27 protein-coding genes and 1 tRNA gene are annotated in these 23739 nt (G+C 65.7%); 9 read left to right on the forward strand and 19 right to left on the reverse strand.

Annotated features, from left to right (window positions below):
• Window positions 1-7: 7 nt before the first annotated feature.
• The gene (locus HPY32_RS04405; RefSeq protein ID WP_156674240.1) at window positions 8-646 is read left to right on the forward strand and encodes a mycothiol-dependent nitroreductase Rv2466c family protein; all 639 of its coding nucleotides are present in this window, start codon (window positions 8-10) and stop codon (window positions 644-646) included.
• Window positions 647-691: 45 nt separating this feature from the next.
• Here the strand turns inward: HPY32_RS04405 and HPY32_RS04410 are convergent, their stop codons facing one another.
• Window positions 692-1744, reverse strand: coding sequence for a M48 family metallopeptidase (locus HPY32_RS04410; RefSeq protein WP_373686617.1), 1053 nt, complete (start codon window positions 1742-1744; stop codon window positions 692-694).
• Between the two features lie 91 nt (window positions 1745-1835).
• Here HPY32_RS04410 and HPY32_RS04415 point away from each other — a divergent pair, with 91 nt between their 5' ends.
• Both HPY32_RS04415 and HPY32_RS04420 read left to right on the forward strand, forming a co-directional pair.
• Complete coding sequence (locus HPY32_RS04415) at window positions 1836-2297, forward strand: ribose-5-phosphate isomerase (protein ID WP_067583629.1); 462 nt, start codon at window positions 1836-1838, stop codon at window positions 2295-2297.
• Window positions 2297-3109: an Fpg/Nei family DNA glycosylase gene (locus HPY32_RS04420; protein ID WP_067583632.1), complete on the forward strand. Its 813-nt coding sequence runs from the start codon at window positions 2297-2299 to the stop codon at window positions 3107-3109. The genes HPY32_RS04415 and HPY32_RS04420 overlap by 1 nt, the downstream gene beginning before the upstream one ends.
• Window positions 3110-3112: 3 nt before the next feature.
• Here HPY32_RS04420 and HPY32_RS04425 read toward each other — a convergent pair whose 3' ends face one another.
• Window positions 3113-3982, reverse strand: a complete 870-nt coding sequence (locus tag HPY32_RS04425; RefSeq protein ID WP_067583635.1) for a GA module-containing protein — start codon at window positions 3980-3982, stop codon at window positions 3113-3115.
• A gap of 64 nt (window positions 3983-4046) precedes the next feature.
• The gene (locus tag HPY32_RS04430) at window positions 4047-5051 is read right to left on the reverse strand and encodes a GGDEF domain-containing protein (protein ID WP_067583638.1); all 1005 of its coding nucleotides are present in this window, start codon (window positions 5049-5051) and stop codon (window positions 4047-4049) included.
• A gap of 452 nt (window positions 5052-5503) precedes the next feature.
• On the opposite strand from HPY32_RS04430, the gene HPY32_RS04440 reads away from it, so the two are divergent.
• The 4 genes from HPY32_RS04440 (at window position 5504) to HPY32_RS04455 (ending at window position 7809) form a co-directional block, all read left to right on the forward strand.
• A tRNA-Gly gene (locus HPY32_RS04440) sits at window positions 5504-5577 on the forward strand.
• Between the two features lie 468 nt (window positions 5578-6045).
• Window positions 6046-6705 carry a hypothetical protein gene (locus HPY32_RS04445; protein WP_156674242.1) on the forward strand — a complete coding sequence of 220 codons (660 nt, stop codon included), beginning with the start codon at window positions 6046-6048 and terminating at the stop codon, window positions 6703-6705.
• 120 nt (window positions 6706-6825) lie between these two features.
• Entirely contained in the window at window positions 6826-7053 is a 228-nt protein-coding gene (locus HPY32_RS04450) for a hypothetical protein (protein ID WP_156674243.1), read from the forward strand.
• A gap of 54 nt (window positions 7054-7107) precedes the next feature.
• The gene (locus tag HPY32_RS04455) at window positions 7108-7809 is read left to right on the forward strand and encodes a helix-turn-helix domain-containing protein (protein ID WP_082870992.1); all 702 of its coding nucleotides are present in this window, start codon (window positions 7108-7110) and stop codon (window positions 7807-7809) included.
• Window positions 7810-7996: 187 nt separating this feature from the next.
• On the opposite strand, the gene HPY32_RS04460 is transcribed toward HPY32_RS04455, so the two are convergent.
• On the reverse strand, window positions 7997-8797 hold the full coding sequence (locus HPY32_RS04460; protein WP_067583650.1) for an NHL repeat-containing protein: 801 nt from the start codon (window positions 8795-8797) through the stop codon (window positions 7997-7999).
• 287 nt (window positions 8798-9084) lie between these two features.
• On the opposite strand from HPY32_RS04460, the gene HPY32_RS43780 reads away from it, so the two are divergent.
• Window positions 9085-9297: a hypothetical protein gene (locus HPY32_RS43780; protein ID WP_197696418.1), complete on the forward strand. Its 213-nt coding sequence runs from the start codon at window positions 9085-9087 to the stop codon at window positions 9295-9297.
• 296 nt (window positions 9298-9593) lie between these two features.
• Window positions 9594-10049 carry a hypothetical protein gene (locus HPY32_RS04470; protein WP_156674244.1) on the forward strand — a complete coding sequence of 152 codons (456 nt, stop codon included), beginning with the start codon at window positions 9594-9596 and terminating at the stop codon, window positions 10047-10049.
• Between the two features lie 563 nt (window positions 10050-10612).
• On the opposite strand, the gene HPY32_RS04475 is transcribed toward HPY32_RS04470, so the two are convergent.
• The 15 genes from HPY32_RS04475 to HPY32_RS04540 form a co-directional block, all read right to left on the reverse strand.
• Window positions 10613-12103: a hypothetical protein gene (locus tag HPY32_RS04475; RefSeq protein WP_156674245.1), complete on the reverse strand. Its 1491-nt coding sequence runs from the start codon at window positions 12101-12103 to the stop codon at window positions 10613-10615.
• A 15-nt stretch (window positions 12104-12118) separates the two neighbouring features.
• Window positions 12119-12517 carry a hypothetical protein gene (locus HPY32_RS04480; protein WP_156674246.1) on the reverse strand — a complete coding sequence of 133 codons (399 nt, stop codon included), beginning with the start codon at window positions 12515-12517 and terminating at the stop codon, window positions 12119-12121.
• Window positions 12518-12590: 73 nt separating this feature from the next.
• Window positions 12591-12851 (reverse strand): hypothetical protein, encoded by a 261-nt coding sequence (locus HPY32_RS04485; RefSeq protein ID WP_231951497.1) that lies wholly within the window; start codon window positions 12849-12851, stop codon window positions 12591-12593.
• Window positions 12852-12858: 7 nt separating this feature from the next.
• Window positions 12859-13074 (reverse strand): Acb2/Tad1 domain-containing protein, encoded by a 216-nt coding sequence (locus tag HPY32_RS04490; protein ID WP_082870993.1) that lies wholly within the window; start codon window positions 13072-13074, stop codon window positions 12859-12861.
• Window positions 13071-14339, reverse strand: a complete 1269-nt coding sequence (locus HPY32_RS04495; protein ID WP_067583667.1) for a peptidoglycan DD-metalloendopeptidase family protein — start codon at window positions 14337-14339, stop codon at window positions 13071-13073. Before HPY32_RS04495 ends, HPY32_RS04490 begins: the two co-directional genes overlap by 4 nt.
• Window positions 14340-14355: 16 nt before the next feature.
• Window positions 14356-15891 (reverse strand): Gp37-like protein, encoded by a 1536-nt coding sequence (locus HPY32_RS04500; protein ID WP_082870994.1) that lies wholly within the window; start codon window positions 15889-15891, stop codon window positions 14356-14358.
• On the reverse strand, window positions 15888-16718 hold the full coding sequence (locus HPY32_RS46795; protein ID WP_067583673.1) for a hypothetical protein: 831 nt from the start codon (window positions 16716-16718) through the stop codon (window positions 15888-15890). Before HPY32_RS46795 ends, HPY32_RS04500 begins: the two co-directional genes overlap by 4 nt.
• A 17-nt stretch (window positions 16719-16735) precedes the next feature.
• On the reverse strand, window positions 16736-20308 hold the full coding sequence (locus tag HPY32_RS04505; protein ID WP_067583676.1) for a phage tail tape measure protein: 3573 nt from the start codon (window positions 20306-20308) through the stop codon (window positions 16736-16738).
• Window positions 20309-20335: 27 nt separating this feature from the next.
• A complete protein-coding gene (locus HPY32_RS04510) occupies window positions 20336-20719 on the reverse strand; it encodes a DUF7426 family protein (RefSeq protein WP_067583680.1) in 384 nt (127 codons plus the stop codon).
• Window positions 20720-20729: 10 nt separating this feature from the next.
• Window positions 20730-21368, reverse strand: coding sequence for a DUF7426 family protein (locus HPY32_RS43785; protein ID WP_197696419.1), 639 nt, complete (start codon window positions 21366-21368; stop codon window positions 20730-20732).
• Window positions 21369-21385: 17 nt separating this feature from the next.
• Window positions 21386-22156, reverse strand: coding sequence for a phage tail tube protein (locus HPY32_RS04520; RefSeq protein ID WP_156674247.1), 771 nt, complete (start codon window positions 22154-22156; stop codon window positions 21386-21388).
• Complete coding sequence (locus tag HPY32_RS04525) at window positions 22153-22593, reverse strand: phage tail terminator protein (protein ID WP_067583686.1); 441 nt, start codon at window positions 22591-22593, stop codon at window positions 22153-22155. Before HPY32_RS04525 ends, HPY32_RS04520 begins: the two co-directional genes overlap by 4 nt.
• Window positions 22590-22931: a hypothetical protein gene (locus HPY32_RS04530; RefSeq protein WP_067583693.1), complete on the reverse strand. Its 342-nt coding sequence runs from the start codon at window positions 22929-22931 to the stop codon at window positions 22590-22592. The genes HPY32_RS04525 and HPY32_RS04530 overlap by 4 nt, the downstream gene beginning before the upstream one ends.
• 12 nt (window positions 22932-22943) lie before the next feature.
• Window positions 22944-23270 (reverse strand): hypothetical protein, encoded by a 327-nt coding sequence (locus HPY32_RS04535; protein ID WP_067583696.1) that lies wholly within the window; start codon window positions 23268-23270, stop codon window positions 22944-22946.
• Window positions 23267-23695 (reverse strand): hypothetical protein, encoded by a 429-nt coding sequence (locus HPY32_RS04540; RefSeq protein ID WP_067583699.1) that lies wholly within the window; start codon window positions 23693-23695, stop codon window positions 23267-23269. Before HPY32_RS04540 ends, HPY32_RS04535 begins: the two co-directional genes overlap by 4 nt.
• Between the last annotated feature and the right edge of the window lie 44 nt (window positions 23696-23739).

Here is a 23739-nt window from a genome sequence, read left to right on the forward strand (position 1 = left end):
CGACGACGTGAGCGGAACGAAGGACAAGGTCGACTTCTGGTTCGACCCGCTGTGCCCGTGGTGCTGGATCACCTCCCGGTGGATCCTCGAGGTCGAGAAGGTCCGCGACATCGAGACCCACTTCCACGTGATGAGCCTGTCCGTGCTGAACGAGAACCGCGACAACCTGCCGGAGCAGTACGTCGAGCTGCTGAAGACCGGCTGGGCCCCGGTGCGGGTGGCGATCGCCGCCGCGCAGAAGCACGGCGACGAGGTGTTGTCCCCGCTCTACACCGCGATGGGCACCCGCATCCACAACCGCCGCGACGAGTACATGGGCGAGGACCGGGCCAAGTCGCTGGCCGCGGTCATCGCCGATTCGCTCGACGAGGTCGGCCTGCCCGCCGAGCTGGCGCAGGCCGCCGACAGCGAAGAATTCGACGAGGCGCTGCGCGTCAGCCACCACGCGGGCATGGACAAGGTGGGCCCGGACGTCGGCACCCCCACCATCCACATCAACGACGTGGCCTTCTTCGGGCCGGTCCTGTCCCGCATCCCGCGCGGCGAACAGGCGGGCAAGCTGTGGGACGGCGCGGTCGCCCTGGCCGCCTACCCGCACTTCTTCGAGCTCAAGCGCACCCGCACCGAGGACCCCACGTTCGATTAGGAACGACGGGCGGTGGCCACGCCGCGATGAAGGGGTGCGGCGTGGTTACTGCGGGAGGCTCGGGGCCTCGCCGTAATGCCCTGCGGCGGGCGGATATCCGGGCGGCGGGGTGGTCGCCTGCGGCGGCGCGGACGGGCGCAGGAACAGCTTGCCGTGCCGGGTGCGGTCGCGCAGCGCCCACATGCGCCAGGTCAGCACCGGGTGCGAGGACAGGGCATTGGCGATCCAGACGAACAGGCCCTTTTCCTGCGACGCGCGATTCGCCATCTCGTCGAAGCCGACCAGCGAGTTCAGATATTTGCCACCCGCGAGCACGCGCATCGCGCCCGGTGCGCCGCCGGGGCGGTTGCAGAAGCCGTGATTGTCGGCGGTGTACTCCTGGGCGCGGATGAGCGAGCTGCCGAGGATCGGCAGGAACGGCACCAGGAACATGCCCAGCTGCCGCCAGTAGGACACGTGCCCGGCGGCGATGTGGCCGACCTCGTGGCCGATGATGAACGCCAGCGCCTCGGGATCGCGGGCCCGGCCGCCGACCTCGAACAGATCGCTGTAGACCACCACGTAGCGCCGGAATCCGTGGCCGGACGCGAACGCGTTGATCTGTCCGTTGCCGAGCAGCACGTAGGCGTCGGGAACCGTGGCCAGGCCGTAGCGGGCCGCGGCCTCCGCGACCATCCGGTAGCCCTCGGGAAATTGAGTGGGCGACATCCGGACCGCGTTGACCCGCTGCATCGCGTAGTTCACGCCGCGGCCGAACCACAGCAGCACCGGCGCGGCCAGCAGGGCCAGCGCGTAATCGCTGACATAACCCAGCAGCAGCAACCCGATCGCGACCAGATAGGCGAGCGCCGTCGCCACGATCACGATCACCAGCAGCGGGATCTCCCAGCTGTGCCGGGCGGGCCGCCCGTACGGTGACAGGCCGCGCGGGCCCTGCGCGGCCGGAACCTGCGGCGGGACATACGGCGCCTGCGGCGCCCATCCGGGCGCGCCGAGTCGGGGGTCCCAGCCGGTCATCCCCGTGACGGGATTCCAGCCCGGCGGCTGTGCGGGCGAGGTGGATCGTGCCCACTGGTCGTCTGACTGCATGTCGAGCACCCTATCCGTGCGCACTCTCCGCGACCCCGCCCAGGATCCACGCCGCGGCCCGGGACGAATGCGCTCGCGACCGCCTGACACAATCACGTCCATGCGCGTATACCTGGGTGCCGACCATGCCGGCTTCGAACTGAAGAACCACGTCAAGGACCACCTGCGGCAGGCCGGTCACGAGGTGATCGATTGCGGCGCACACGAGTACGACGCCGCCGACGACTACCCCGCGTTCTGCATCGACGCCGCGCAGCGGGTCGTCGCCGACGAGGGCTCGCTCGGCATCGTGCTCGGCGGCAGCGGCAACGGCGAGCAGATCGCCGCGAACAAGGTGCCGGGCGCCCGCTGCGCGCTGGCCTGGAGCGTGGAGACCGCGAAGCTGGCCCGCCAGCACAACAACGCGCAGCTGATGGGCATCGGCGGCCGCATGCACTCCACCGAGGACGCCCTCGCGATCGTCGACGCCTTCCTCGCCACCCCCTGGTCCGAGGAGCCGCGCCACCAGCGCCGCATCGACATCATCGCGGAGTACGAGAAGACCGGCGAACTGCCGCGCTGATGCCCGAGGGACATACCCTGCACCGCCTGGCGACGCTGCACCACCGCCGCTTCGCCGGGGGTGTGGTGCGGGTCTCCAGTCCGCAGGGGCGCTTCGCCGACGGCGCGGCGCTGGTGGACGGGCACGTGCTGACCCGGGCCGAGGCGTGGGGCAAACACCTGCTGCACCACTATGATTCGGGCCTGGTCGTGCACGTGCATCTCGGCCTGTACGGGACGTTCACCGAATCGCCTGCGCCGCTGACGAATCCGGTCGGGCAGGTGCGGATGCGCATGATCGGGGCCGGTCGGGCCGAGCAGGCGTTCGGCGCGGATCTGCGCGGCCCCACCGCCTGCGAGGTGCTGCACCGGCCCGAGGTCGAGGCGCTCACCGCGCGCCTGGGCCCGGATCCGTTGCGCCGCAACGCCGATCCGGACCGCGCCTGGCAGCGCATCCACCGCTCGACGCGCTCGCTGGGCTCGCTGCTGATGGACCAGGCGGTGCTGGCCGGGGTCGGTAATGTCTACCGCGCGGAACTGCTGTTCCGGCACGGGATCTCGCCGCGGCGGCGGGGTCGCGACCTGACCGCCGCCGAATGGGGCGAGCTGTGGACCGATCTGGTCGAGCTCATGCGCATCGGTGTGCGCCGGGGCAAGATCGTGGTGGTCCGGCCCGAACACGACCACGGCGCACCGTCGTACGCGGAAGGCAGGCCCCGCACCTACGTGTACCGGCGGGCGGGGGAGCCGTGCCGACTGTGCGGCGCGACGGTTCTGCACTCGGTGCTGGAGGGGCGAAACCTGTTCTGGTGCCCCACCTGTCAGCCCGGCTGACGATCAGAAATCGCCGCCGCCGCCGAAGTCTCCGCCCCCGAAGTCGCCCCCACCGAAATCGCCGAATCCGCCGCCGCTGTCGCCACCGAAGTCACCGAACCCGCTGCCGCCGCCGTAGTCTCCGCCCCAGCCGCCGTTGTCGTATCCACCGCCGTCGTATCCACCGGCGTCGTACCCGGCCTGGTCGCCCGCGTCGAAGCCCGCCTGATACCCGGCGTCGTAGCCGGAGCCGTAGCCGCCCTCGAATCCGGAAGCGCCGTAGGCGACGCCGGACATGCCGCTGAACAGGGCGTCGAACAGCAGCGCCGAACCGACACCCCAGGCCCCGGCGACCAGCGCGGTCTTCCACCACGGCTCGGAATACCACCCGGCCGGGACCGGACGGCCCGCGACATACCCGCCGGGGTAGTAATTGGGCGTCTGCGCCGTCGGATTCGGCGACGCCTCGATGCGGCGGCCGTCGTAATCGATGGTGCGGTCCTCGGTGACCCGACCGGCCCGGCTCTGCCCGTCCAGTTCCGGCACCGCCGGTCCGGGATCCAGGCCCATGGCCTCGCGGGCCGCGCGCACGTAGTAGAGCCCTTCCAGCGCAGTCTCTTTGGCCAGCCGGGTCTGCGGCACGGTGGTGGCCTGCTCGATCTGCGAACCGGCCGCGTTCAGCCGCTCACCGGCGTCGGCCAGGGCCTGTTTGGATGCGTCGTTGCTGCCGGTCAGGTTGTACACCTGCCCGCCCAGGCGTTCGATGAGCCGGCGCGCGTCGGCCTTGGCATCGGCGAGCTGCTCGGCCTGGCGATTGCGTGTGGAGCGTCCGGCGAATGTCACCACGACGAACACGATCAGCACGAGCACCAACAGGATCAGCAGAAGTCCCACACCGACAAGGGTACGCGGCGCCCGAATATTGCCGATTGCTTGCCTATCGGCCCGGACGCCCGGTTCAACCCGCGACGGCGGCGGTGCGGAGGGTGCGCCGGGCGGCGAATTCGCCCGGCTCGTCCTCGTCGTCGCCCAGCTCCGACAGGGCGAAGCGGCGTTTGCCCGCCGTCTTCGCGGAGTACATCGCGCGGTCGGCGCTGCGCAGCAGGTCGGAGAAATCACAGGCGCGCCCGGCCGGGCAGTACGCGGTGCCCACGCTCGCGGACACCGGCACCCGGCCCGCGGCGGTGCGCACCGGATCGTGCAGCGACGCCAGGACCCGCATGGCCACCTCGCCGAGCGTATTGCGGTGGGCGGGCAGCGCGAGCACGAATTCGTCGCCGCCGTACCGGCATACCACGGTGTTGTCGGGGCAGGCGGCGCGCAGCCGCCGCGAGATCTCCACCAGCACCTCGTCGCCGACCGCGTGGCCGAACCCGTCGTTGACCTGTTTGAAGTCGTCCAGGTCGATGAGCATCAGCCCGACCCCGCGCGAGCGATCGGTGGCCATCAGCCGCACCCGCTCCTGCAGCAGCGACCGGTTGGCCAGATCGGTGAGCGCGTCGTGGGTGGCCTCGTGCCGCAGCCGATGCTGCAGCTCCGCGATCTCCTGGACCCGCACCGACACCGCGGCGGTCAGGTTGCGTTCCTGCTGGGCCAGGGCCCGCTGCTGCAGAGCCTCGGCATAACTATCGATGGCGTGACTGGCCACGAACGGCCAGCGGGTGGCGATGAGCGAACCCGGCTCGCCCGGCGCGAATCCGAGCAGCGCGCGGGTCGCGGGCGCCAGCATCCGGGTGTTCTCGAACGGGGCCTCGGCCAGCCGGTGGCCGATCGCCCGGGCAGCGTGCACCGGAAACGGTTCCGAGCCCGCCAGCGCCAGCAGTTCGTCGATGATCGCCGTGAAGAGCCGTTCCAGCCGATCGGGTGGCGCGGGCTGATCGGCGCCGACCGAGACGGCGCGGGACCAGTCCCGCGTGATGGCCGCGACGGTGGCGGCGGTTCGGGTGTCCAGCTCGGTGGGCATCGGCGCTCACCTCGCGCGGACGTCGTCTGTGCCGGCACCCAGGCCGGCCACGCCCTCCGGATCGTGCTCACTGCTATGCGGTCGGGTACACCATCGGCGCACGCTCACCGCCCCCTTTCCAGATACCCCCGTCCGGCAAAAAGGATCCTAGCAAGCCACTCGACATCGAAAGACGAGGTTTTACAACCTGTTCCGATATCTCGCGAATGGCGATCGGCAGTGAGATCGTCTCACCGTCCGCACCGTTACACCCCATTTCCGCGTGTCTTCATCGACGCGCCGAAGAGGTGCCCAGGGAACGAGTACCAGGTGCGCCCGACCTTCGCAATACCCGCATGTCCGGCGGCCGCAACACGGCCCACCGGCTGGGCGATTGGCGTTTCTGAAGTGAGGTTCGGTACAGTCTCAGGCGCAGCCGACATCGCGCCGACCTTCTCGGCGTCGTAGGCACTGCGGGCGTAGTTCAATGGTAGAACCTCAGCCTTCCAAGCTGATGGTGCGGGTTCGATTCCCGTCGCCCGCTCCACCCACGAAAACCACTGCTAAGCAGTGGTTTTCTGCTTTTCGGCCAACGTGCCTCGTGTTGCCCGAACGCCCTGGTGTAACCCAGGGTGTAACCATTCCCCTGGTGTAGCCGTTGCTCGGCTGCCTCACTGTCGACGACCGCTCCTAGCGAGCGGCCATTCGTGACATGAATCACACTCCCACGGTTGCAGCGTACGACTGCGACCGCGGGAAGTGCATTGTTCGCCACCTGCCCATTCTTCCATGCCTATCGGCCCCCTGCGGTCCGTCGCTCATCGCCAATCTCGCTGCTGTGCAGGGCTTTCGGTTGCCACATACATATCCGGTATGTATGGTCTGGGATGCGACCGGCCGCCACCGGTCGCACCACAGAGCGGGATCGCCGAAGTCGGTGCCGCGTAGTCGAAAAGGGAACCCATCCATGACGAACGAGCATGATTACCTCCGCAAGGCCCGCACCCTGTTCGAGATGGCCGAGAGCGTCGCCGGAACACCGGCCGCCGACACCTACAACGAGCGCGCCATGGCCCTGTGCGCCAAATTCGGCATCGACCAAGCCGAGGCGCGACGCCGGGCCGATGCGCCCGAACAGGCCCCCATCGTCAGCGAGGTCATCCGCCTCCAGGGCAAGTACATCCCGTTGCAGGCCGACCTTCTGCATGCGATCGGCACCGCACTGCACTGTGCAACCATCTACAGCGCGTTCGGGAAGTGCGTCATGGTCTACGGCACTGCTGACCACATCCTCCGCGTGCAGCTGCTGTTCGGATCACTCACCACACAAATGCTCATCGGCGCAGCGAACAGCGTGCCCGAACCGCCCTTCGACCACCATCAGGTCCGTGCTTACCGTCGCAGCTGGATCATCGGATTCATCCGCACCATCCAGGCCCGTCTCACCCAGGTTGAGGAGGCGGCGGTCGCCGGTAGCCCAGGCACGTCGCTCATGCTGCGCGACGACGGTGACCGAGCGACGGAGACACTGCGCCGTGAAAACAAGGGGTCGATCGTCAGCAGTAAGACGGTGGGTGCCCGAGACGGTCGCGGCGAACACCATGGGGCTCAGGCCGGTGCACGAGCAGACATCGGCAATACGGCTGTGAGGGGTCGCCCCGCTCTCGGTCGGTAATCCATCCCCGCGGGCTGGCCGTTGAAGTGGCCAGCCCGCCGAAGGGTGCGATCGGCAGCCCGCGCCATACATACCTGATTTGTATTATGGGCCTGCCCAACGCGACCCGAGAGGATGCCGATGTCCGACCTGCCCGGCTACATGACTGCCCAGGAGTGCGCAGACGAGGCGGATGTCGAACTCCGCACCTGGCACGCCTACGTCAACCGGCCGACCAAGACCAATCCGGCCCCCAAGCCCAAGGTCAAGGTCGGAAGCACCCCGCTCTGGGACGAAAACGAGTTCCGGGCATGGAAAGCCAACCGACCCGGCAGCCCAGTCCGCAACAATCCAGCAGACAGAAGATGACTGCTGCCCGTCCGCCAACGGGCAGCAGTCATCGAAACCAAAGGAACCCATTCGATGCACTCCCGTGCTGTCATCGCGTCCAGGGGCGCCCGCCTGATCTGTGCCCTCGCGTTCGCGTCTTCCTTCACCGCATCCAGCGATATGGCCGCCCGGTCCGGCATCTCGCTTCCGATGACCTACCCGTTGGTGGTCGACGGTTTGATCGTCGTCGCCACCATCGCTCTCGACGAACTGCGGGGCTGGGCCGCCGCCTATGCGTGGTTCCTGTTGGGGACAAGTACCGCGTTGGCGATGTGGGTGACCGGGACGCACGTCTTCCTGTCGCCCGACGCAGCGATTCCGACACAGCTGCGCGTCGCGATGGCAATTACCGCACCAATCGCGATGCTGGCGGCGACGCACCTGGCGATGATGCTGCGACACAACGCATCATCAGCGACCACCGACCCGAAGCCTGAGAACGCCGCAACGCCTGCGCCAGAGGAATTCGATGCGCCCGATCCGGCCATGGATGTGGTGCACAACCCCTCCCTGTCGCCACTGTCGCACCTACGTCGCGTCGGCGACGCGACGTCACCGACGACGGTTGACGCGGACGATGCCGCACCTGATGGCACGAGCGACGCACGGGCGCGCGCAGTTACGTTCATTCGCGACACCGATTGGTCGAACTATCGGATCGCGCGTGAAGTCGGCCGGTCCGAGGCGACGGTGCGTCGATGGCGTCACGCGGAACGCGCCACAGCTTCGGTGTGACGCGCAGACGACGCGTATCGCGAAAGCGGTGCGCGTCGTCGTCTGCGGCCAGTAGCTGGATGAGTATCTGGCCGCAACTCATTAACTTTCGGCTAGCCGCCGGTGACTGGATTGAACTCGTCCAGGGGAGGGTCGGCAAGCGCCACGACACTGTCGGCCCACCGGCGTGGTCGCGTCGCGGCGTTGATTACGGGTTGCGGATGAGCTGGATTGCCTCGGGCTGATACCCGATGACCGTGATGTTGCCGTCCTGATCGAGTGCCAGTGCGAGCGGTCGCATCACGCATGGCTTGCTCGACAACGGTTCGCAGGTCTTGACCAGTGTGATCAATGTCCCGTCCGGATTGAACAGAGCCACGGTCGAAGAATGTTGCGCCTGGCCGCCGTTGGCCACATAGATCGTTCCGTCGCTCCCAACATCAACGCCAGCCGGGCCGTCAAGACCATTGGTCGCGATCAGCTCAGGCAGTTTCCCGTCAGCGAAGCGATACAGACCTTCCGGGCCGCCGCCGCGCTGGGTGACATAGGCGGCACCGCTGCTGTCGATAGCGATGCCGTGAATGCCCTCGACCTCCCCCGTGCCGACAGTTTCCTGGTCAATGTCATTGGTCAGCCGAACCACGCGACGGTTCCCGCCGTCAACAACCAGGATCCGGCCCGCGAAGTCCACGTCGACATCGGTGGGGAACCGCAGCTCCACGAACGGCAGTACCTCACGCTTGCCGGTGGCCGGAGTGAATCGGATGACCTCATGGCGTCCGTAATCGACCACTAGCACGCGGCCGGACGGGTCGACCTTCACTCCGTAAGGGTCGCTCAGGCCGGTGAGCGCGAGCGGTGCGACTACCCCGTCAGGTGAGCGCTGCAGTATCTGCTTGCTGTCCCGATTCGCGATGAACGTGTTGCCAGCATCATCGATGTCGACGCCGACGGTGATGCCGAGTCCTGGAATCTGCAGCTTGAACGCCGTATAGGTCGGTATGGTCATGAATATCCTTAGTGTCTAGGAATTTGCTCGCTGTGAGCATGTTAGATACCTATGGCCGATACTCCTGAACTTGGTTCCGCGAGTTGACCTTCCGCTGTTGACGACCGGCCAGGGGTGGTGGGGCCGGGCTAATCGCCGCACATAGGGAGGGCATGCTTGGCAGGGTCTACAGGGTCCAAGCGCCCCGTCGAACACCATTACGCATAGCGGGCGATCTAGCGCGTCAAACTTTCTGGCAGGGTTGCTCGGTTTACGCTCCGAGCACGAGATCAGGAAGGAGACGCGCGGTGGCGAGGTCACGGCGGTTGAAGATCCCGATCGAGGACACGGTTCGGGTGGTGTTGTCGGTGCTGGCCGGGGAGATGAGCGCCGCGGAGGCGGCGAGGCGGCGCGGGGTGAGTACGGCGTCGGTGGGCAAGTGGAAGCAGGTTTTCCCGGACCGGACCCGCTGCTGCGACACGTCCGCACTCGGGTGCGGTCACCCCAGACCAACGGTGTGATCGAAAGGTGGTTCGGCACCGTGAAATACGAGCACCAGGCACTCGGCGATCGAACACCTGACGCGGCCTACACGGGCGTCGACCAGCGGAAAACGCTCGAAAAGCGGCATAGCGGGTGTTTGCGCACAGGCGTGGCGGTCGCTTCCAGCCTCGCTGGCAGGTGGTGGTCGACCGACGCCATCGGGCTGTGTTTTCTGCTCGTTGGGCCGAGAGACCGATCTTCTGCCCCGGTGGCTCCGAATACCGACCGTCGGACAACTGGACAGTTCGGTCGTTTTCATACTCCAAGGAGCATCGTGAGTACTATTCGCGGGCAAGTCTCGGTGCTGGCCACCGCCGGGTTGATATCGGTCGCGGCCATGATGGCCGCCGCGCCGATGGCGCACGCCGCGACCGACTCGATAAAGGTCACAAACGCCAAACACACCGCGGGCCCGAACGATTCGTCGGTAGTCGAAGTCACCGGCACAGCGACCTGCGCCCCCTCGGACGAGAAAGCCGTGGTGAATGTAGAGGCCCAGGTCAAGACGGATAGACAGGAAATGGTGAACAACGACCCCGACCCGTTCGGTACTGCCGACAATACCGAGCTTGAGGAGGTACGAATCACGTGTGACGGAAAATCCCACAAATGGACCGCCACGACCCACGCAGTGGAAAATCCGCCGATCAACGAGATCACAGAGATCTACGCCAAGCTGGACCACTCGGGTACCACCCTCGCCAGCGTCGACTGGAAGCCTCGTAAGTAAACCACGCCACGACCCGTCGGATACCCTGGCAATCCAGCATCGGCGATAGCGATCGCCTACGTCGATCGGCGTAGGCGATCGCAACCGTGCGCAGGCGGGTACGCCCCGTGACCGGCCCTACCCCGCACACCGATCCTTCGACAACGACACCATCCGCTCTGTCAGTCAGCCACCGCGACCGGAGCCCCATCCCGATGGGGCAAGTCAATTCGGATCGCGCGGAAAGCGGCTACAGGACATGCGCGCGGCCAACCGCGCGAGCCTGCCGTCGACTTCACCGCCAGGTGGAACCTGCCAGAAGGTTGACGCAGGACAACGATTTCTACTACACCCACCTCTGGGGAAACGTCCGCACATCATGCCGTTGGACGCGCGACAACACCGGACAACTTCGCAATGGACGTACTCCGACTACGGGTGCGCGCCTTCCATGCTCAGCAAGCCATGCATTGCCGGAGAGTTACTAATGTTCGTCAACCGGCCACGACCGTGAGCTACGTGGCCGCTGCAACTGGTCGTCCTTGAGGAATCTCCGCCTGGCCGCTAACACGTCGTCTCGCTGGTCAACCTAGGACGAACCAAGGCCACCACTTGTTGGTGCCGAAGCTCGCGAAGGGTATTGACGAGGGTGGACCGTCGAAGCCAGGGCCGTTGCCTCCGCTTCCTCCTCGCGACCAGTAGTACGGCTGTCGCGGATGGATACCCGCAGGCTGCGCAATCTCGTAGCGCTGCAAAGCAATCAGCTCGTAGCCGCCGAGTCCGAAATAATTCTGTAGGAATCCGACCGCGAAGACGTCGCCCTTGGCGGCGGTGATCGGACCGGTAGCGGTCCCATCAGTCGACATGTTGAACCGGTAGTGGGTATCGCTCTGGCCCAGTCGGGTTTTGATGTCTCCGGATGTCCACAGCAGGGTGTCGAGGTCACCGGTCGCCTGGTTCAGCTTGTACAGGCAGATGTGGACGTTGTTGACCAGGGACCACCCTGAAGGGCCGATGATCAGGCCAATTTCGTTGTAGGTACGGTCTCGTCGGGCGCGGATGAAGCCCAGCTCGAGCGCGCCAGACGCTGGCGTGTAGAACGGGACGATGCTTTCGGACTCGCCGCCGTCCTTCGTGGCGTTGGTGAGCAGAACCGCTTGTGACAGCGGGAAAGTCGTGTCGTCGTTAGGATTCAGATTCTCCCACAATGGGATATCAGTGGGGATGTCCGAGTAGTCCGGTTTCGATGCCACCGCGGTCTGGGCATTTGTTGCGGCTGTGTGGGCATCGTGCGCAGTCGCTTGTGCCGCCGCCGCTGTCTCCCGCGCCGCTGTAGCAGTCGCATGCGTCGCCGACAGCTGCCCGAGACCGGAGCGGGCCGAGAACGCAGCGAGCCCCCACGAGTAGTTGGGAATGATGCCCTGGAACTTGGTTTCGGACGAGAATCCGACGGTGCGGTGTGCTGAGTCGATCGGGTACCCCGACACATCGGTGTGTTCCAGGATCGTGGTCTTGTTGATCATGACCCGGTACGTGGTCCCGGAGGGGACGAATTCGACGGTGTCGGATTCCCGGACTCCGCGCGAGGTGACCGACTTCCAGTCATTGAAGGTCCAGTTGTCGCCGGACCGAGTGCCGCGGCCGATGTACAGCGCGTCGCGGTAGGCGTTCAGGTAGACGAACTCGGTGAGGTCCGCATTCGCGCGGAGGTACAGGGAGGTCATCGCTCCCGCCATGACACCGGCAGGGTTGACGATGGCGGCGACGGAATGGTTGTCGTCGGTCATCTGCTGCGGGCATATCGCGTACCGGATGCCGGTCGAGATACCCGTGTTGTCGATCCGGGCGGCGGAGTCGATGATGCCGAGCCCCTGCCCAGCGCCGCCCTGAATCCAGTCGTTGCCGAGCACGGGCGCGTTCAGTCGGTTGAACTTATCCACGTACGCCGAGCCTGTGGCAAGGCGTGTTTCGAGTTCGGCGATCGCTGCGCCGTGCGCGGAGTTGATGCCCAGCAGGGAGCGGACCCATGCCTCGATGGCGGCGATGAAATCGAGCTTCACTGCGGGTGGTTTCACGAGTCGCTTCATTGGCTATACCTCGTCGACGAGTGGTGCTGGGACCGCGGGCGCGGTGGCGGCGGCCGGTTGAGCACGTGCCCAGCCCAGCAGCGCGTGTAAGTAGTCGATGGCGGCTCGGTACCGGTTGCGAAGTACGTCGAGCGCGGTGTGCAGTTCGCGAACCTCGCGACGCAGGTTGTCGACGTCCTCACGGATCGGCGTGATGACGAGGGCGAAGTCTGCACGTTGCTGCTCCAGCATTGCCTGCCAACGCGCATCGACCGCTCGGTCCGCATCCAGCGCGTCGTCCGCAGCGGCGGCTTGTGCCTCGGTGCGCGTTTTGGTGCGCGATGCGTGCCATACGCCAGCAGCGCCCGCGAGCACTCCGGCAAGTGCAATGAGGTCTTTCAAGTAAGGGGTGACGGCATCCACCGGGGCCTCAATCCTCATGCAGCAACGACCGATGTCGCCCCGTGCATAGCGGGGCGGCACCGGTCGTCGGGTGTCAGGCGGGCTCGGCGGCCAACCAGGGGAGATAGGTCTGCAACCAGGCGTTGACCGTGGGCAAGGCCAGGACACGGGTGATGCCAGCAGCGATGGCGAGCGCACCGGCCAAGCCGGGCGTCGACTCGGCGATACCCGACGCATCGACGATCAGCGGCAGCATCGCCAGCAGGCCGGTTATGACAGCGAGTACTGTGCGGGCAGTTGCGCGCCACGGGTGCGCAGACTGTGTGGACATCGGAGTGGGGGATGGATTGCTCATCGGTGGTTCACCTTTCGGCCTGGCGGGCAACGCTCGCGTTGGACCAGAACATGACGGTTTCCAAATGGGTGATGGCGAGAGCCTTTTCGCGACTCTCGGGCAGGTGCTCGTCGAGAAGTAGCGCCAGCGTCTTACACGCATCGCGAACGGACTCGTGCTGCTCGTGCTTGTCGGCAGTGGCGATGTGGAAGGTGAATCGGTGCGTGATGTCCGCGGCGCTCACGCGGCATGCCCCAGGGCGGCGGCGATGGCATCGAGCTTCGATTCGATCGCCTTCTCACGCTCCTCGCTCGCTCGTCGCCACTGATCCAATGCCTCGATCTTCTTGTCGCATTCGAGGACGAATCCCACCAGCGAGTCACGGAAGTCGGACTGATTGCCGTCCTCGTCCTTGAATCGGGATTGGAAGCGGTAGCCGAGTTCCTTGGTGATCAGGTTGTACAGCTCTTCCTGCTTCGCGTCGGACAGTGCCATGAGGAATCCCTCGTTCTTTCGGTCGATCTGGTTCTGGATATCGGTGCGGAAGCGGTGCATGTCCAGGCTGCCGGGATCCCACTTGCCTTGCTTGCGGCCCGCCCATTCCTTGTGTGCGATGACGTGGTCAGCGCCGTACCCGAGGCGGCGGCATATGGCGGCGCATACCTTCACGTAGGCCCAATACTGTTGAGGCGGCCAGCCTTCGGTGCCGTTGTTGGCCGCTTCGATGCCGATCGTGTAGTAGTTCGCGTCGTCTTCCGGCAGCCCTGGCCATTCGCCGAGGCCGGCGTGCCAGGCGACGCCGACGCCGCACACTGTGACCGTGCCGTCTTGCGCAAGGTGAACCTGTGACAGCAAGCCGCGCAGTGCGTCGGTGCCGTACATGATTTCGGTTGCGGGCGTGCGTGATCCACCGGTGTGGTGGCACACGACGCCCCAGATGTTGCGGAAATCGCCCTGGCCGCGGTCGCGCCAGCCGGGGGCCTCGACGACGTTGAGTCCTTCGTCTCGCAGGACGTCGGCGAGCCAGGTGGGGTCTCCATACCAGCCCACTGCCGTACCTCCCTTCGTTGGTGTGGTGGGTGTGATAGCGCTCGGGTCGAGTGCGCCGCGCAGCCACGGCGCGGGGTCGATCGCCTTCCCGCCGATGCGGCCGGGTGTGGTCCAGACTTCGAAATGGCAATGCGGGCCGGTTGATTCGCCCGCAGAACCTACGTAGGCGATCAGCTGTCCGGCGTGGACGCGTTCGTTGGGGCGCACGCGGATCTGCTCGGGCTCCATGTGGCTGTAGATGAGGTCGACGCCGTGTTCGCGTTGCGAGTCGATCCATATCCAGTTGCCGAACCCGTCGGCCGGACCGGCAGCGATCACGATGCCGTCGGTCGCAGAGTAGATCGGGATGCCGTGTGCGGCAGCGAGATCGAGACCGCAGTGGAAGGTTCCCCAGCGTGTGCCGAAGCCGGAGCTTACGGTGTAGGTGCCGTCGCATAGTGGTTGGAATTTCAGTGACATAGGTTGTGTCCCTTGGCTACCCGGTGCCGTTCGCAATGGCGCGGGAGAATGACGCGAGTCCGCTGACTCGGTCGATAAGCTGCGACCAGGCGTCTTTCATTTCGTCGTCGTCACCGATCGTGACGAACTCCGTGCACTTTTCGTCGCGGGAGTCCTCGACCTCAACACCGGAGACGTAGTCCTCGACCACTGTTCCTCGGTCCCAGAAGCTCATGATGTCGCCGACCTGAAACCTGCGACCGGAGCCGTCGTCGACGCCGAAGGAAAATCCGCGGTCGTCGATGCCTCCGCTGATGACCTCCAGCTTCAGTGACTCGCCGCCGCCGTTCTGGCGGAGCCCGTTCATTCCGACGGCGAAGGAGTCCAGACTCCATGCGGTGGTGTTGTCGACGAACGCTTCGCCCCAGCCGTGGACGCCCAGGTCGGCGCGGAGCCGCTCGTCACGAAAACGCTGATAAGTGAAGAAGATGTCATCGAACAGGTCGCCGACGAGCAGGCCGCCGAGGTCGAGGCCTGGAACGAGAAAGTTCAGTAGTGCTTGCAGGGCAAGGTTCGCGCCCCACTCGACGACCTGGTTCACGAAATCCGGTGCCTTTCCGCCAACGACGACATCGTGCGCCTTGGGGTGGGAGACGCCGCGCTTGTAGTTGACGATGTGTCCGGAGTCGGTACGCCACTGCATCCAGCGGCGGTCCCGCTGCACCTTGGTGTCGAAGACGTATCCGGCGTGCTGCATCTTGCCCCACTGGTCCGGGTCTGCGAGGCCGAGGACGTTGTCCGGGTTGGTGAACCAGAAGAAGTTGTCGCCGGACAGGTCGAGGACGTTTTGCAGGCGGGCGAGGGTGTCGGTGTTGAACACCGACGGCGACGGGCCGTCGTTGGGAAGCCAGAGGTTGCAGGACAGGCCGCGGCCGGAGTGTTCGGTCGTCATCTTGATCAGCTCGTCCATCCGCGTGAAGCGTGCGTTGACCACGCACAGGTCCTCGGTGAACGAGTTGATGACCTTGAGGATGTCGTCGAGTGTGTTCAGGTCCTTGAGCTGTGGCAGCTCGGGGACGTCGTACTGGATCGGCAGGGCGGCGTAGACCGGTTTCTGGAGCCGGATCATGTTCTTGGCCAGGAAGTACTTGATCACGAAGTCGACCGGACCGAACATGATGTCCTGCTTGCCGGTCAATCCGATCTGCACCTCGGGCGGGAGCATCGGGTTGACCCAGGCGAGCACGGTCAGCAGCCAGTACAGGTTGGAAACGCAAGTGGCTGTAACGATCTCCTCGCCCGGCTTGCCCTCCATCACGGCGGAGATCACCCGGCCGTCCCACGGAATACCGTTGTAGTAGGTGCGCAGCGGGACGACGTCGCGCTTGCACGCCATGAGCCGGGCGGCCATCGGGTGATCGCCCTTGACGATGATGGTCCCGGTACCCGGCACGTCCCAGAACCAGCCGAATCGCGCCTTCATGTAGGGGCCGAGCGGGCGCGACTGCGTGCAGTCCTGATTGAATATCTCGATGTCGAACGCCGGGGGCGTCTTCGAATTCGGCCTCATCATGCCACCGCCCGCTGATACCGCTGGGGCAGAACGACTTTGATCCGGCTGGCGCCACTGGTTCCGATCCCGGACAGGTTCAGTGCGACGGTCGAGCGGGCCGGAACCTTCCTGTACCAGTGGACATTTCCAGCAAGAGGCCACTTGTCGTCACCGTCCGCGTTGCGGATGTGCGGGTACTCCGGGTCCGTCTCGACCGTCCACACTTCACCCGCGGCCAGGGCTGGCAGCGTGATCTGCTCACCATCGACGCCGATCGTGAATTTGCCTGGACCGGTCAGTTCCCAGTACGGCCACGCGTCGACGTCACCCGCGTTGTGAATGCTGTTGCCGTCGAACGTCTCTGGCGTGAAATCCGGAGGCGTGACGGGCGCTGCGTTCCAGTCGGAGTCGTCGGAGGCGAGCGCAACCTGCTCGGTCATCCAGCCGATGTCTTGAAGTTGGTGCAGTGGGGGATCCGCTACGGCCTTCTCGAGTCGAACCCACTGCCACCGATCGCCACCACTAGGTGAAAAGACGTGAAACTCGGCCAGTTCGGAGCCGGTGCCCAGGCTTGTGCGCCATTCGTTCCAGACTGCTAGGGCGTTCGTGCCCGGTGCTACCGGTCCGATGCGCACGACGAGGGTGATCGGGTTGATTTCGAGGTTCGTGCCGCGGTAGGTGGCACCGCGCTGGCGAGCGTTCGACTGCCGGACGTGTTCGAGCGGCGCCCCGCCGAGGCCGGTAGGGGTCTCGGCAAGGCGCAGCGGGCATTCGGGGTCACCGAATTGCCAGATCGAACGGGATTGTCCGGGGTATTCGACGCCGCGCAGTTCGTACTGCACGGACATGCGTGTCCCTTCGGGGGTTACAGCCCCAACTGCTTGATTGCGATTTCAGCCGCTCTCCGGCCCGAGTCGATGTCCACCTGGACATCAACCGGGTCACCCGACTCGGCCGCTTCAGCGATGCGTTGCAACAGTGCCGAGATCTGCTCCAGACCCTTGTCCAGGCCAGGGAGAGCGGTGTTGCCGGTGTCGAACCCCTGGAACTTGCCCTCGCCACCCCAGCCGGAGGCAGCAGTAAGAGCGAGACCGGACGCTGCGGCCAGCGCCCGGTACGCGTCCTGTGCCGCGGCGGCGAGCGGCACGTCGCGGTGAGGTGTCGACAGCGGGATGTCGCTGCGGTTGGAGGTCTTGATGACCTCCCACGAACCGGTGTGCACCCCGTTGTCGCCGTCCTGGCCGACACCGCCGAAACCACCGACGGCGTATGGTGTCAGCGAGAATCCGAAGCGGTCAGCGACTTGTCGCAGAATGCTGGTCGAGCGTGCCCGCTTGGCCGCCGATAGCGGGATGTATGCCTCGCCACCGGTTTCCGGCTCGGCCCACACTCGCATCTCGCCAGCGTCCGCGATCTGAGCGACGTGGTGTTCGCCGCCATCGGCGAAGAGGCGGGCGCTGAGGGTGGCGATCGGCTTGCGGTCGGGGTCGAGAGTTCTGTTGCCGCGCATGGTATCCGGCCAGTTGGTGACGAATACGCGGCTGCCGCCCTCGCTTTCGCTCGCGGTGGTGGTTCCGGCGAGGGTCGGTGAGTCGGCTCCGCCGCCCGTTCGCGTGGACGGCGTGCCTTGGTTCTTGCCTAGGTCGCCACCCAGAACGAAATAAGCGTGGTCGGTGAACATCGGGTCATCTGCCCCGGTCTCGCCGCCGATGACGACCCCCTGGCGGCCGTTGGACTCGAAGTTCGTTCCGTCGGGGAAGGTTCCAGCGGTGTGGCCCGCCTCTCCGCCACCGTTGTCGTACCAGCCGATACGCAATGTGCCTGGCCCACCGTGCCCCGGCGTCGCACCGAGATCAGCCAGCCACGAGCCCTCTGTCATCGTCGACATGCGGGACTCGTACGCGTCGCGGCCGACGGCCTTGTTGACCACAGCCGAGACGAACGCCGAGCAGTCGATGCCGTCCGGACCGAAACCGCCCATGGCATAAGGTGTTCCGGCCATGCTCTGGGCGTACGAGGTCGCCGCGTCCAACCCCGCTCTGCCAACGGTCACTCCGCCGTCGGCGAACCTGAGCAAGTCGTAGCCGAACCGCTGCGCCACATCGGTCAGGATCGTCAGGGAGCGCGATCGTTTCGACTCGGCCAAAGGGATGAAGGCTTCGCCGCCCGTCTCGGGTTCCGCCCACTGGATGAGACCGGGCTGTCCTGGCTCGATCATCGCTTGATCGGGCAGCTTGCCGTCGGCATAGTGCACGTAGCCACTTTCCGGCGAGTACGCGGGCGCCTTCGCCCTCAGCTGTGCGTTGTCGATGCCCGCCTGTACGCGCTGCCAATCCACCTGGAGATCGACAGGGATCTTCTTGCCGGTGTTCACGGTGACGAAGTTGTCCAGGGTCTTCTGGGCCTCTTGCGTTTCCGCGGTGACCTTGGAGCTGCCGTCAGGCAAGGTCGTGACCTTGAACCCGAAGTCTTCCAGTCTTTTCCGGGCATCGTCGGTCACTGCTTTGATCAGCACCGACTTGCCGTCGGGTATGGCGTCGACCTGGTCGCCGAACAGACGGGACATCTCGGCAGAGTCGACGGCCTGTTGACCCGCGGTGCGGACCGAATCCCGCATCGCGTCGATCTTCGGACGGGCACGGTCGAGTAGGTCTGCCATCGTGCGAGCCTTGGCGGCGGCGTCGTCCATCTGCTCGCCATACCAGGCGGTGAACTTGCCCGTGTTCTCGATCGCCTTGCCCGTATCCTCCAGCCCGGGAATGTGTTTGACGAGGCTACCCAGTTTCTCGGAGAAGCCGCCCAACGCCTGTAACGCCTTGCCGATCGAGTTGCCAATCCCCTTCTGCATGGCCGCGAATGCGCGCAGAGCCCCGGAGGCGAAGGTAACCAGTCCGTCGAGACAGGCCAGGCCGGCATCGGCGAGGTGGGTGAAGAACGAGATGATCTCCGGCTTGTGCGCTGACACCCAGTCAGCGGCCTGTTGAAGAGTCGGCCCGAACGCTTCGGCGATGGAGAACTTGACTCCATTCATCGCCGAGGTGATCGAATTCCGAGCCGCCTCGAACCGGTGCGCCGTGGTGTCGCCGATGGTTCGCGCCGCTTGATCAGCGGCGCCAGCGACGTTGCCGAACTGATCGACGGCCGTATCCAGGTTCAGCGCGTATGCCGCACCCTGGATGTCCTCGAACTTCGTGCCGAACAGCGCCAAGGCGGCGTTGTACCGATCCTGCGGATCCTGGATGCTCCGAAGGCCCCGAAGCAGCTGGGCGATCATGTCGCGGGCTTCTCGGCCGCCGGAAGCCATTGCCTTCTGTGCGTCCTCGGCCGAGACTCCGAGCTTGTCGAAACCGGCTGCGCCTTCGGCAGTTCCGTCCGAGACACGCAGCTTGAATTCCTTGAGGCTGTCGATCACGACGTCGGTGTCGCGGGCACCGGCCTTCACGCCTTGCGCGACCAGCGCCCAGCCCTCCGCACCCTCCAGGCCGAGCGCTCGCAGCTCCGTGGAGTACTCGTCGAAGGAGTCGAGCAGGTCGTGCGAGTTGTTCAGGCTGTTCTGCTGTGACTTCACCAGCAGGTCGAACGCGCCCGCGGCATCCTTCGCGATGCCGTTCTTGACCGCCTGACCGGCCGATCGCGCAACCGCTGGGACTTCCTCGCCAAGCAGTTGGGAGACGACGGTCAGTTTCTCGATGACCGGCTGCATCTGCCCGGCGGTCTCGGTGCCGTTGAGTAGTCCGGCCTCGATTGCGGACTGCACTGTCTCCATGTTGGAGTTGACCGACTCACCCCACCCGTTGGAGAAGGCGTTACCCGCAGCGTTCCCGATGACCTGCATGGTCTGATCGGAGACGCCGAGGCGGGCCTGAATCAGGGCAGCATCCTTCTGCAACTCCATTCCGTCGGTGATGGCCTTCGCCAGCACGGCACCCGCAGCCAGACCGACCCCTGCGACACCGACGAGCGCCATCGCGATCGGCCCGCCCTTCCCAGCCAAGCCTTCGAGCTTGCCTGCGAACCCGGACACGAACGCATCACCCATCCGCGAGCCAGTCGAGGCCATACCGGTCGTGTGGGAGCCCAAGTTGCTCAAGGCTCGCGAGGCGCGCTGAGCGGACTGTGCCAGGCCGCCGGGGATGTCGATACGGCGGACAGCGTCAGCGGCATGTCCGGCGGAGCGTTCGATCCGCTCGACGTCACGGGCAGCGCCCTGCGCCGATCGGCCGAAGTGTTCGACATCACGGGCAGCGTTGCGCGCGCCCACTCCGCCACGCTCGATTCTGGAGCCGGTGTTGGAGAAGCTTCGGTCAATCTGCGTGGCTGCCCGATCCGCCGCTCCGCGGAGTCCGGTGAACCGGCGCTCGGCGTTGTCTAGTTTGCGCTGGAATCGGGAGTCCTCGATGGACAGTTCGGCGTAGATCTCGCCGAGCTTGGTAGCCATATGTGGCTCCGTTCAAAGCAAGTCGGGTCAGTCCGCCTTGGTCTCCGTTGTGGTGTCATCGGTCCCGGCATCGAGCATGGCTTGGATGTCGACGAAGTCGGCCAGCTGCGCGAATTGCCAGTGGGCGCGCCCCATGTCCGGGCTGCCGCCGAAGTGGAGGAGCGCGGTGCGACCGGCGTGCATCGCCATCGTGTCGGGTACGCCGTTGCGTGCCATCTCCTCGCGTACAGGTCCGAGAATCTTGACTACCTCGGCGTATTCCTGTGCAGTGGTGAGTGTTTCGTCGGCAACGAGGGAGCGGAGTCGGTCGGCTTCGGTGATGCCGGGGCATGTGATCTTGTAGAGGACGCCACCGATAGGTAGGGAGAGGTCTGGGTCGTAGAACTCGGTCAGGTCGCGCAGTGCGGCCATAGGGCGGTCCTTACTGGGTCGGAGGGAAGATTGCGCGGTGCAGTCGGGTGCCTGGGGTGTTGGCAAGGTCGCGGATGCGTACTTCGAGCCATCTCCACGGACGTCCGTGCAGCACTCCGGAATTGACGTCCACTCCGAACACGGTGTGCAGGTCGAGTTCGAGTTCGTGCCAGTGGGACAGGATTTCGCGCCACGACAGCGTCAGGGCGGCAGTGTTGGTCGGTGCCATCTCCAGCGGGTTGAACCAGTGCCGTAGGCCGGTCGCAGGGTCTATCGGGCCTCCGCCGGGATCGTCGGGTCCGAGGTAGCCGGGTGCGGAGGTGTCCGCCTCGGTGTCGTTGTCCGCGTGGATTTCTCCGTTCCAGAACGCGGCGGCGGCGTCCGGGCCTTTCCCGAAGTGCAGCAGCGCGGTTCGCCCTGCGAGAGCGATCACCGTAGCGTCTGCGCCCAACTGGTCGAGTTGATCCCGTGCGCCGTCGAGTAGTCCTCGAACCTCGGCCCGCTCAATCTCGGGCGTGAGTGCGTCGAGGTCGGCGAAGAGCTTGCGCAGCCGCAGCCCCTCCCAGGCGGTTGGTGATGCGATACGCACCGGCTGGCCGCGCACCGGGAGGTTGAGGTCAGGGTCGAGGAATTCGTCGAATTCCTGCACGATGCGGACCCTTTCGGTCAGGCGATAGTCACGGTGCCGCTCGGAGTGAGACCGGAGCCGGAGGCGGTGATAGTGGTGACGGTGCTCGGCAGAGTGACGGAATAGCTGCCCGCGGTTCCGGTGACCTCGGCGCTACCGGTCCCGACGGTCGACAGTTTCTCCAGTGCGGTCCTCACCGCAGCCGGGGTGGCGTTGTAGGTGATGCCGGACGTCGTCTTACCGTCCACAGTGAGGGTGAAGGTTCCGCCGGTCGTGTCCTCGGGCACGGTGATGGTCTTCGTGGTCGACGCGGCGGGCTTGGTGATCTGCTTGTGCTGGCCCTGACCGGTGCACGTGGCGGTGAACCCGTACAACCCCTCCTTGTCGTCGGCCGAGGACACCCAGTTGACAGCAAAGTAGCCGTCCTTGGCCTCGTCGATTTCGTCGGTGCGCCAGTAGCGGATGTGGGCGGTGTTGCGGTCGCCGATCTCCTCGCCGTGCGCGCGCAGTTTCTCCTGACCAGGGTCGGGCATGTAGGCGGGCGAGCGGGTGCCTTTGCGCAGTCCGGCTAGTTCCAGGTTCTCGCCGATCGCAGTGGCGATCTGGGACTTGCGTCCGCCGGAGTGGATGTCGCCGTTGTCCTGGAAGGTGATGTCGTTGCTCGGGCTGACCTTGTTCAGGCCCATGACGAACACCCAATCAGGGGTGCCTGCTTTCTCGGTGCCCCAGTTGAGGTCGATCTGAACGGCGTAGTCGCGGGCCAGTGCGGTAGCCATTCCGGCCGAGTTGGGGGCCTGGAGAGTGGTCACGATGTCGTGCCTCCTGGATTGAGTGTGAAAACGTAGGAGTCGGCGCGTTCGAAACGGCCGGTGGCGTCCGAGGTCGTGAGCCCGCGAATTCTGCGTCGGCATAACAAGACTCGCACTCCGCCGGGAAGGGTGAGGTGGGACATGTCGTGCAAGGATCGGGCTGCGAGGTCGGCAGCATCGTCGGTGGCGCGTGGATCGGAGCCTGCGGCGCGCCACCGTAATTGGACGTACACGTCGGGATTGTGGTCGTCTCGGTCGAACGCTTCGTCGTAGACGGTGATCGAGATGGCATCGTCCGGCTTGGGCGGCAGCAGGTTCCAGAACACCGCCGGGAGTGCGCCGCTGGGGTAGGCACCGGTGGGTTGGTAGCGGGCCAGTCCGAGCGCGGCGAGGTGACGGGCGAGGGCGTCGAGGAACGTGCGGGTGTCGGTGATCACGTGCCCAGTCGCCTGCTGATCGCCGCGGAGACGATGCATTCCAGTTCGTCGCCGAACTGGTTGAGTGGCTTTTCCAAGTATTTCGCCTGCCGTCCGTGGGGGTGGTGCAGGGTGAGATCTTCGTGCTGGCGATAGGCGTAGGGCGTGTTGTAACCGACGCGGGCCTTGCCGTCTCGCACCTCGGCGGTGCCGGAGTTCATCAGCGGTCCCTCGTCGAGCGGGACGATCGCATTCGATTGCGCGAGAAGTACTTCGGCGGCCTCGAACAGGCCCTCTTCGACACCCTCGCGGGTGACCGCGGCGAATCGGTCGCCGTCCCAGTGGAAGGTCAGCGCCATCGCGGGCACCTCCTATTCGAGGTATACGACTTGAGTATCGGGAAACGGCGGCCCCGCATTGGAAACGGAGGCGGCAACGACTTTTGTTGTGCGACCGCCGAATTCGTCCGGCAAGGTGATCCGCGAGCCAGGCGGGATGTAGGCCACGCCCGCGGGGAATGCGATTGACGCTGACGACACCACTTCGTCGCCGCTGGTGTCACGCACCATCTGGTTCTTGGCGGCGACGTTGCCGCATTCTCCGCCCGGTGGATCGAAGAGCGGTCCGGCTGCGCCGTTGCCGACGTACCGGTGCACGAGTACCCAGTGGCGCCAGAACAGTACGAGTGGATCGGTCATCGCCGGGCCGCCATCGACGACCCCAGGCCCGCCGTGCGAAGCACGCTGTAGGCGGTGTCGGCGAGCCCGGTCAGCAGCCTGGTCCGGGCGCTGGCCTGCTCAGTGTCGTTGTAGCTGACCGATGAGCCGTTGGTCGCCGCCGACATGACGACGGGGGTGAGGCCGGCAGTGCCAGCCAGTGGGTTGATGCCATTGTGGATCCACTCGCGCACCTGGACGCAGGTGGCGACGGCGAGTGCATCGGCGAGAACCGGATCGGTAGGCAGACCGGCAGGGGTCGCGTCGTACAGGTCGTTCTTGGTGGCGAATCGCACGATCTGCGTCGCGGCCCGCAGGTACCGGTGGGCATCGCCGTCGTCGAGCTGGTCGAGCTGGGCCGCGGTGACGTGCTCGGCGAGCTGGTCGGGGGTGGCGTAGGTGAGCACGAATCCTCTTCACGGAAGGACGCGCCTCGCACGGCCGATTTCTA

Source organism: Nocardia terpenica, assembly GCF_013186535.1.
Taxonomy (GTDB): domain Bacteria; phylum Actinomycetota; class Actinomycetes; order Mycobacteriales; family Mycobacteriaceae; genus Nocardia; species Nocardia terpenica.

Coding starts and splice junctions, on each gene's coding strand:
- HPY32_RS04460 (WP_067583650.1), bottom strand. CDS start 8,797: ATGACCATACCGACCTATACGGCGTTCAAGCTGCAGATTCCAGGACTC.
- HPY32_RS04485 (WP_231951497.1), bottom strand. CDS start 12,851: ATGAGCAATCCATCCCCCACTCCGATGTCCACACAGTCTGCGCACCCG.
- HPY32_RS04455 (WP_082870992.1), top strand. CDS start 7,108: ATGCACTCCCGTGCTGTCATCGCGTCCAGGGGCGCCCGCCTGATCTGT.
- HPY32_RS04420 (WP_067583632.1), top strand. CDS start 2,297: ATGCCCGAGGGACATACCCTGCACCGCCTGGCGACGCTGCACCACCGC.
- HPY32_RS04530 (WP_067583693.1), bottom strand. CDS start 22,931: ATGGCGCTGACCTTCCACTGGGACGGCGACCGATTCGCCGCGGTCACC.
- HPY32_RS04430 (WP_067583638.1), bottom strand. CDS start 5,051: ATGCCCACCGAGCTGGACACCCGAACCGCCGCCACCGTCGCGGCCATC.
- HPY32_RS04505 (WP_067583676.1), bottom strand. CDS start 20,308: ATGGCTACCAAGCTCGGCGAGATCTACGCCGAACTGTCCATCGAGGAC.
- HPY32_RS04500 (WP_082870994.1), bottom strand. CDS start 15,891: ATGATGAGGCCGAATTCGAAGACGCCCCCGGCGTTCGACATCGAGATA.
- HPY32_RS04510 (WP_067583680.1), bottom strand. CDS start 20,719: ATGGCCGCACTGCGCGACCTGACCGAGTTCTACGACCCAGACCTCTCC.
- HPY32_RS04495 (WP_067583667.1), bottom strand. CDS start 14,339: ATGTCACTGAAATTCCAACCACTATGCGACGGCACCTACACCGTAAGC.
- HPY32_RS04415 (WP_067583629.1), top strand. CDS start 1,836: ATGCGCGTATACCTGGGTGCCGACCATGCCGGCTTCGAACTGAAGAAC.
- HPY32_RS04450 (WP_156674243.1), top strand. CDS start 6,826: ATGTCCGACCTGCCCGGCTACATGACTGCCCAGGAGTGCGCAGACGAG.
- HPY32_RS04445 (WP_156674242.1), top strand. CDS start 6,046: ATGGCCGAGAGCGTCGCCGGAACACCGGCCGCCGACACCTACAACGAG.
- HPY32_RS04535 (WP_067583696.1), bottom strand. CDS start 23,270: ATGACCGATCCACTCGTACTGTTCTGGCGCCACTGGGTACTCGTGCAC.
- HPY32_RS46795 (WP_067583673.1), bottom strand. CDS start 16,718: ATGTCCGTGCAGTACGAACTGCGCGGCGTCGAATACCCCGGACAATCC.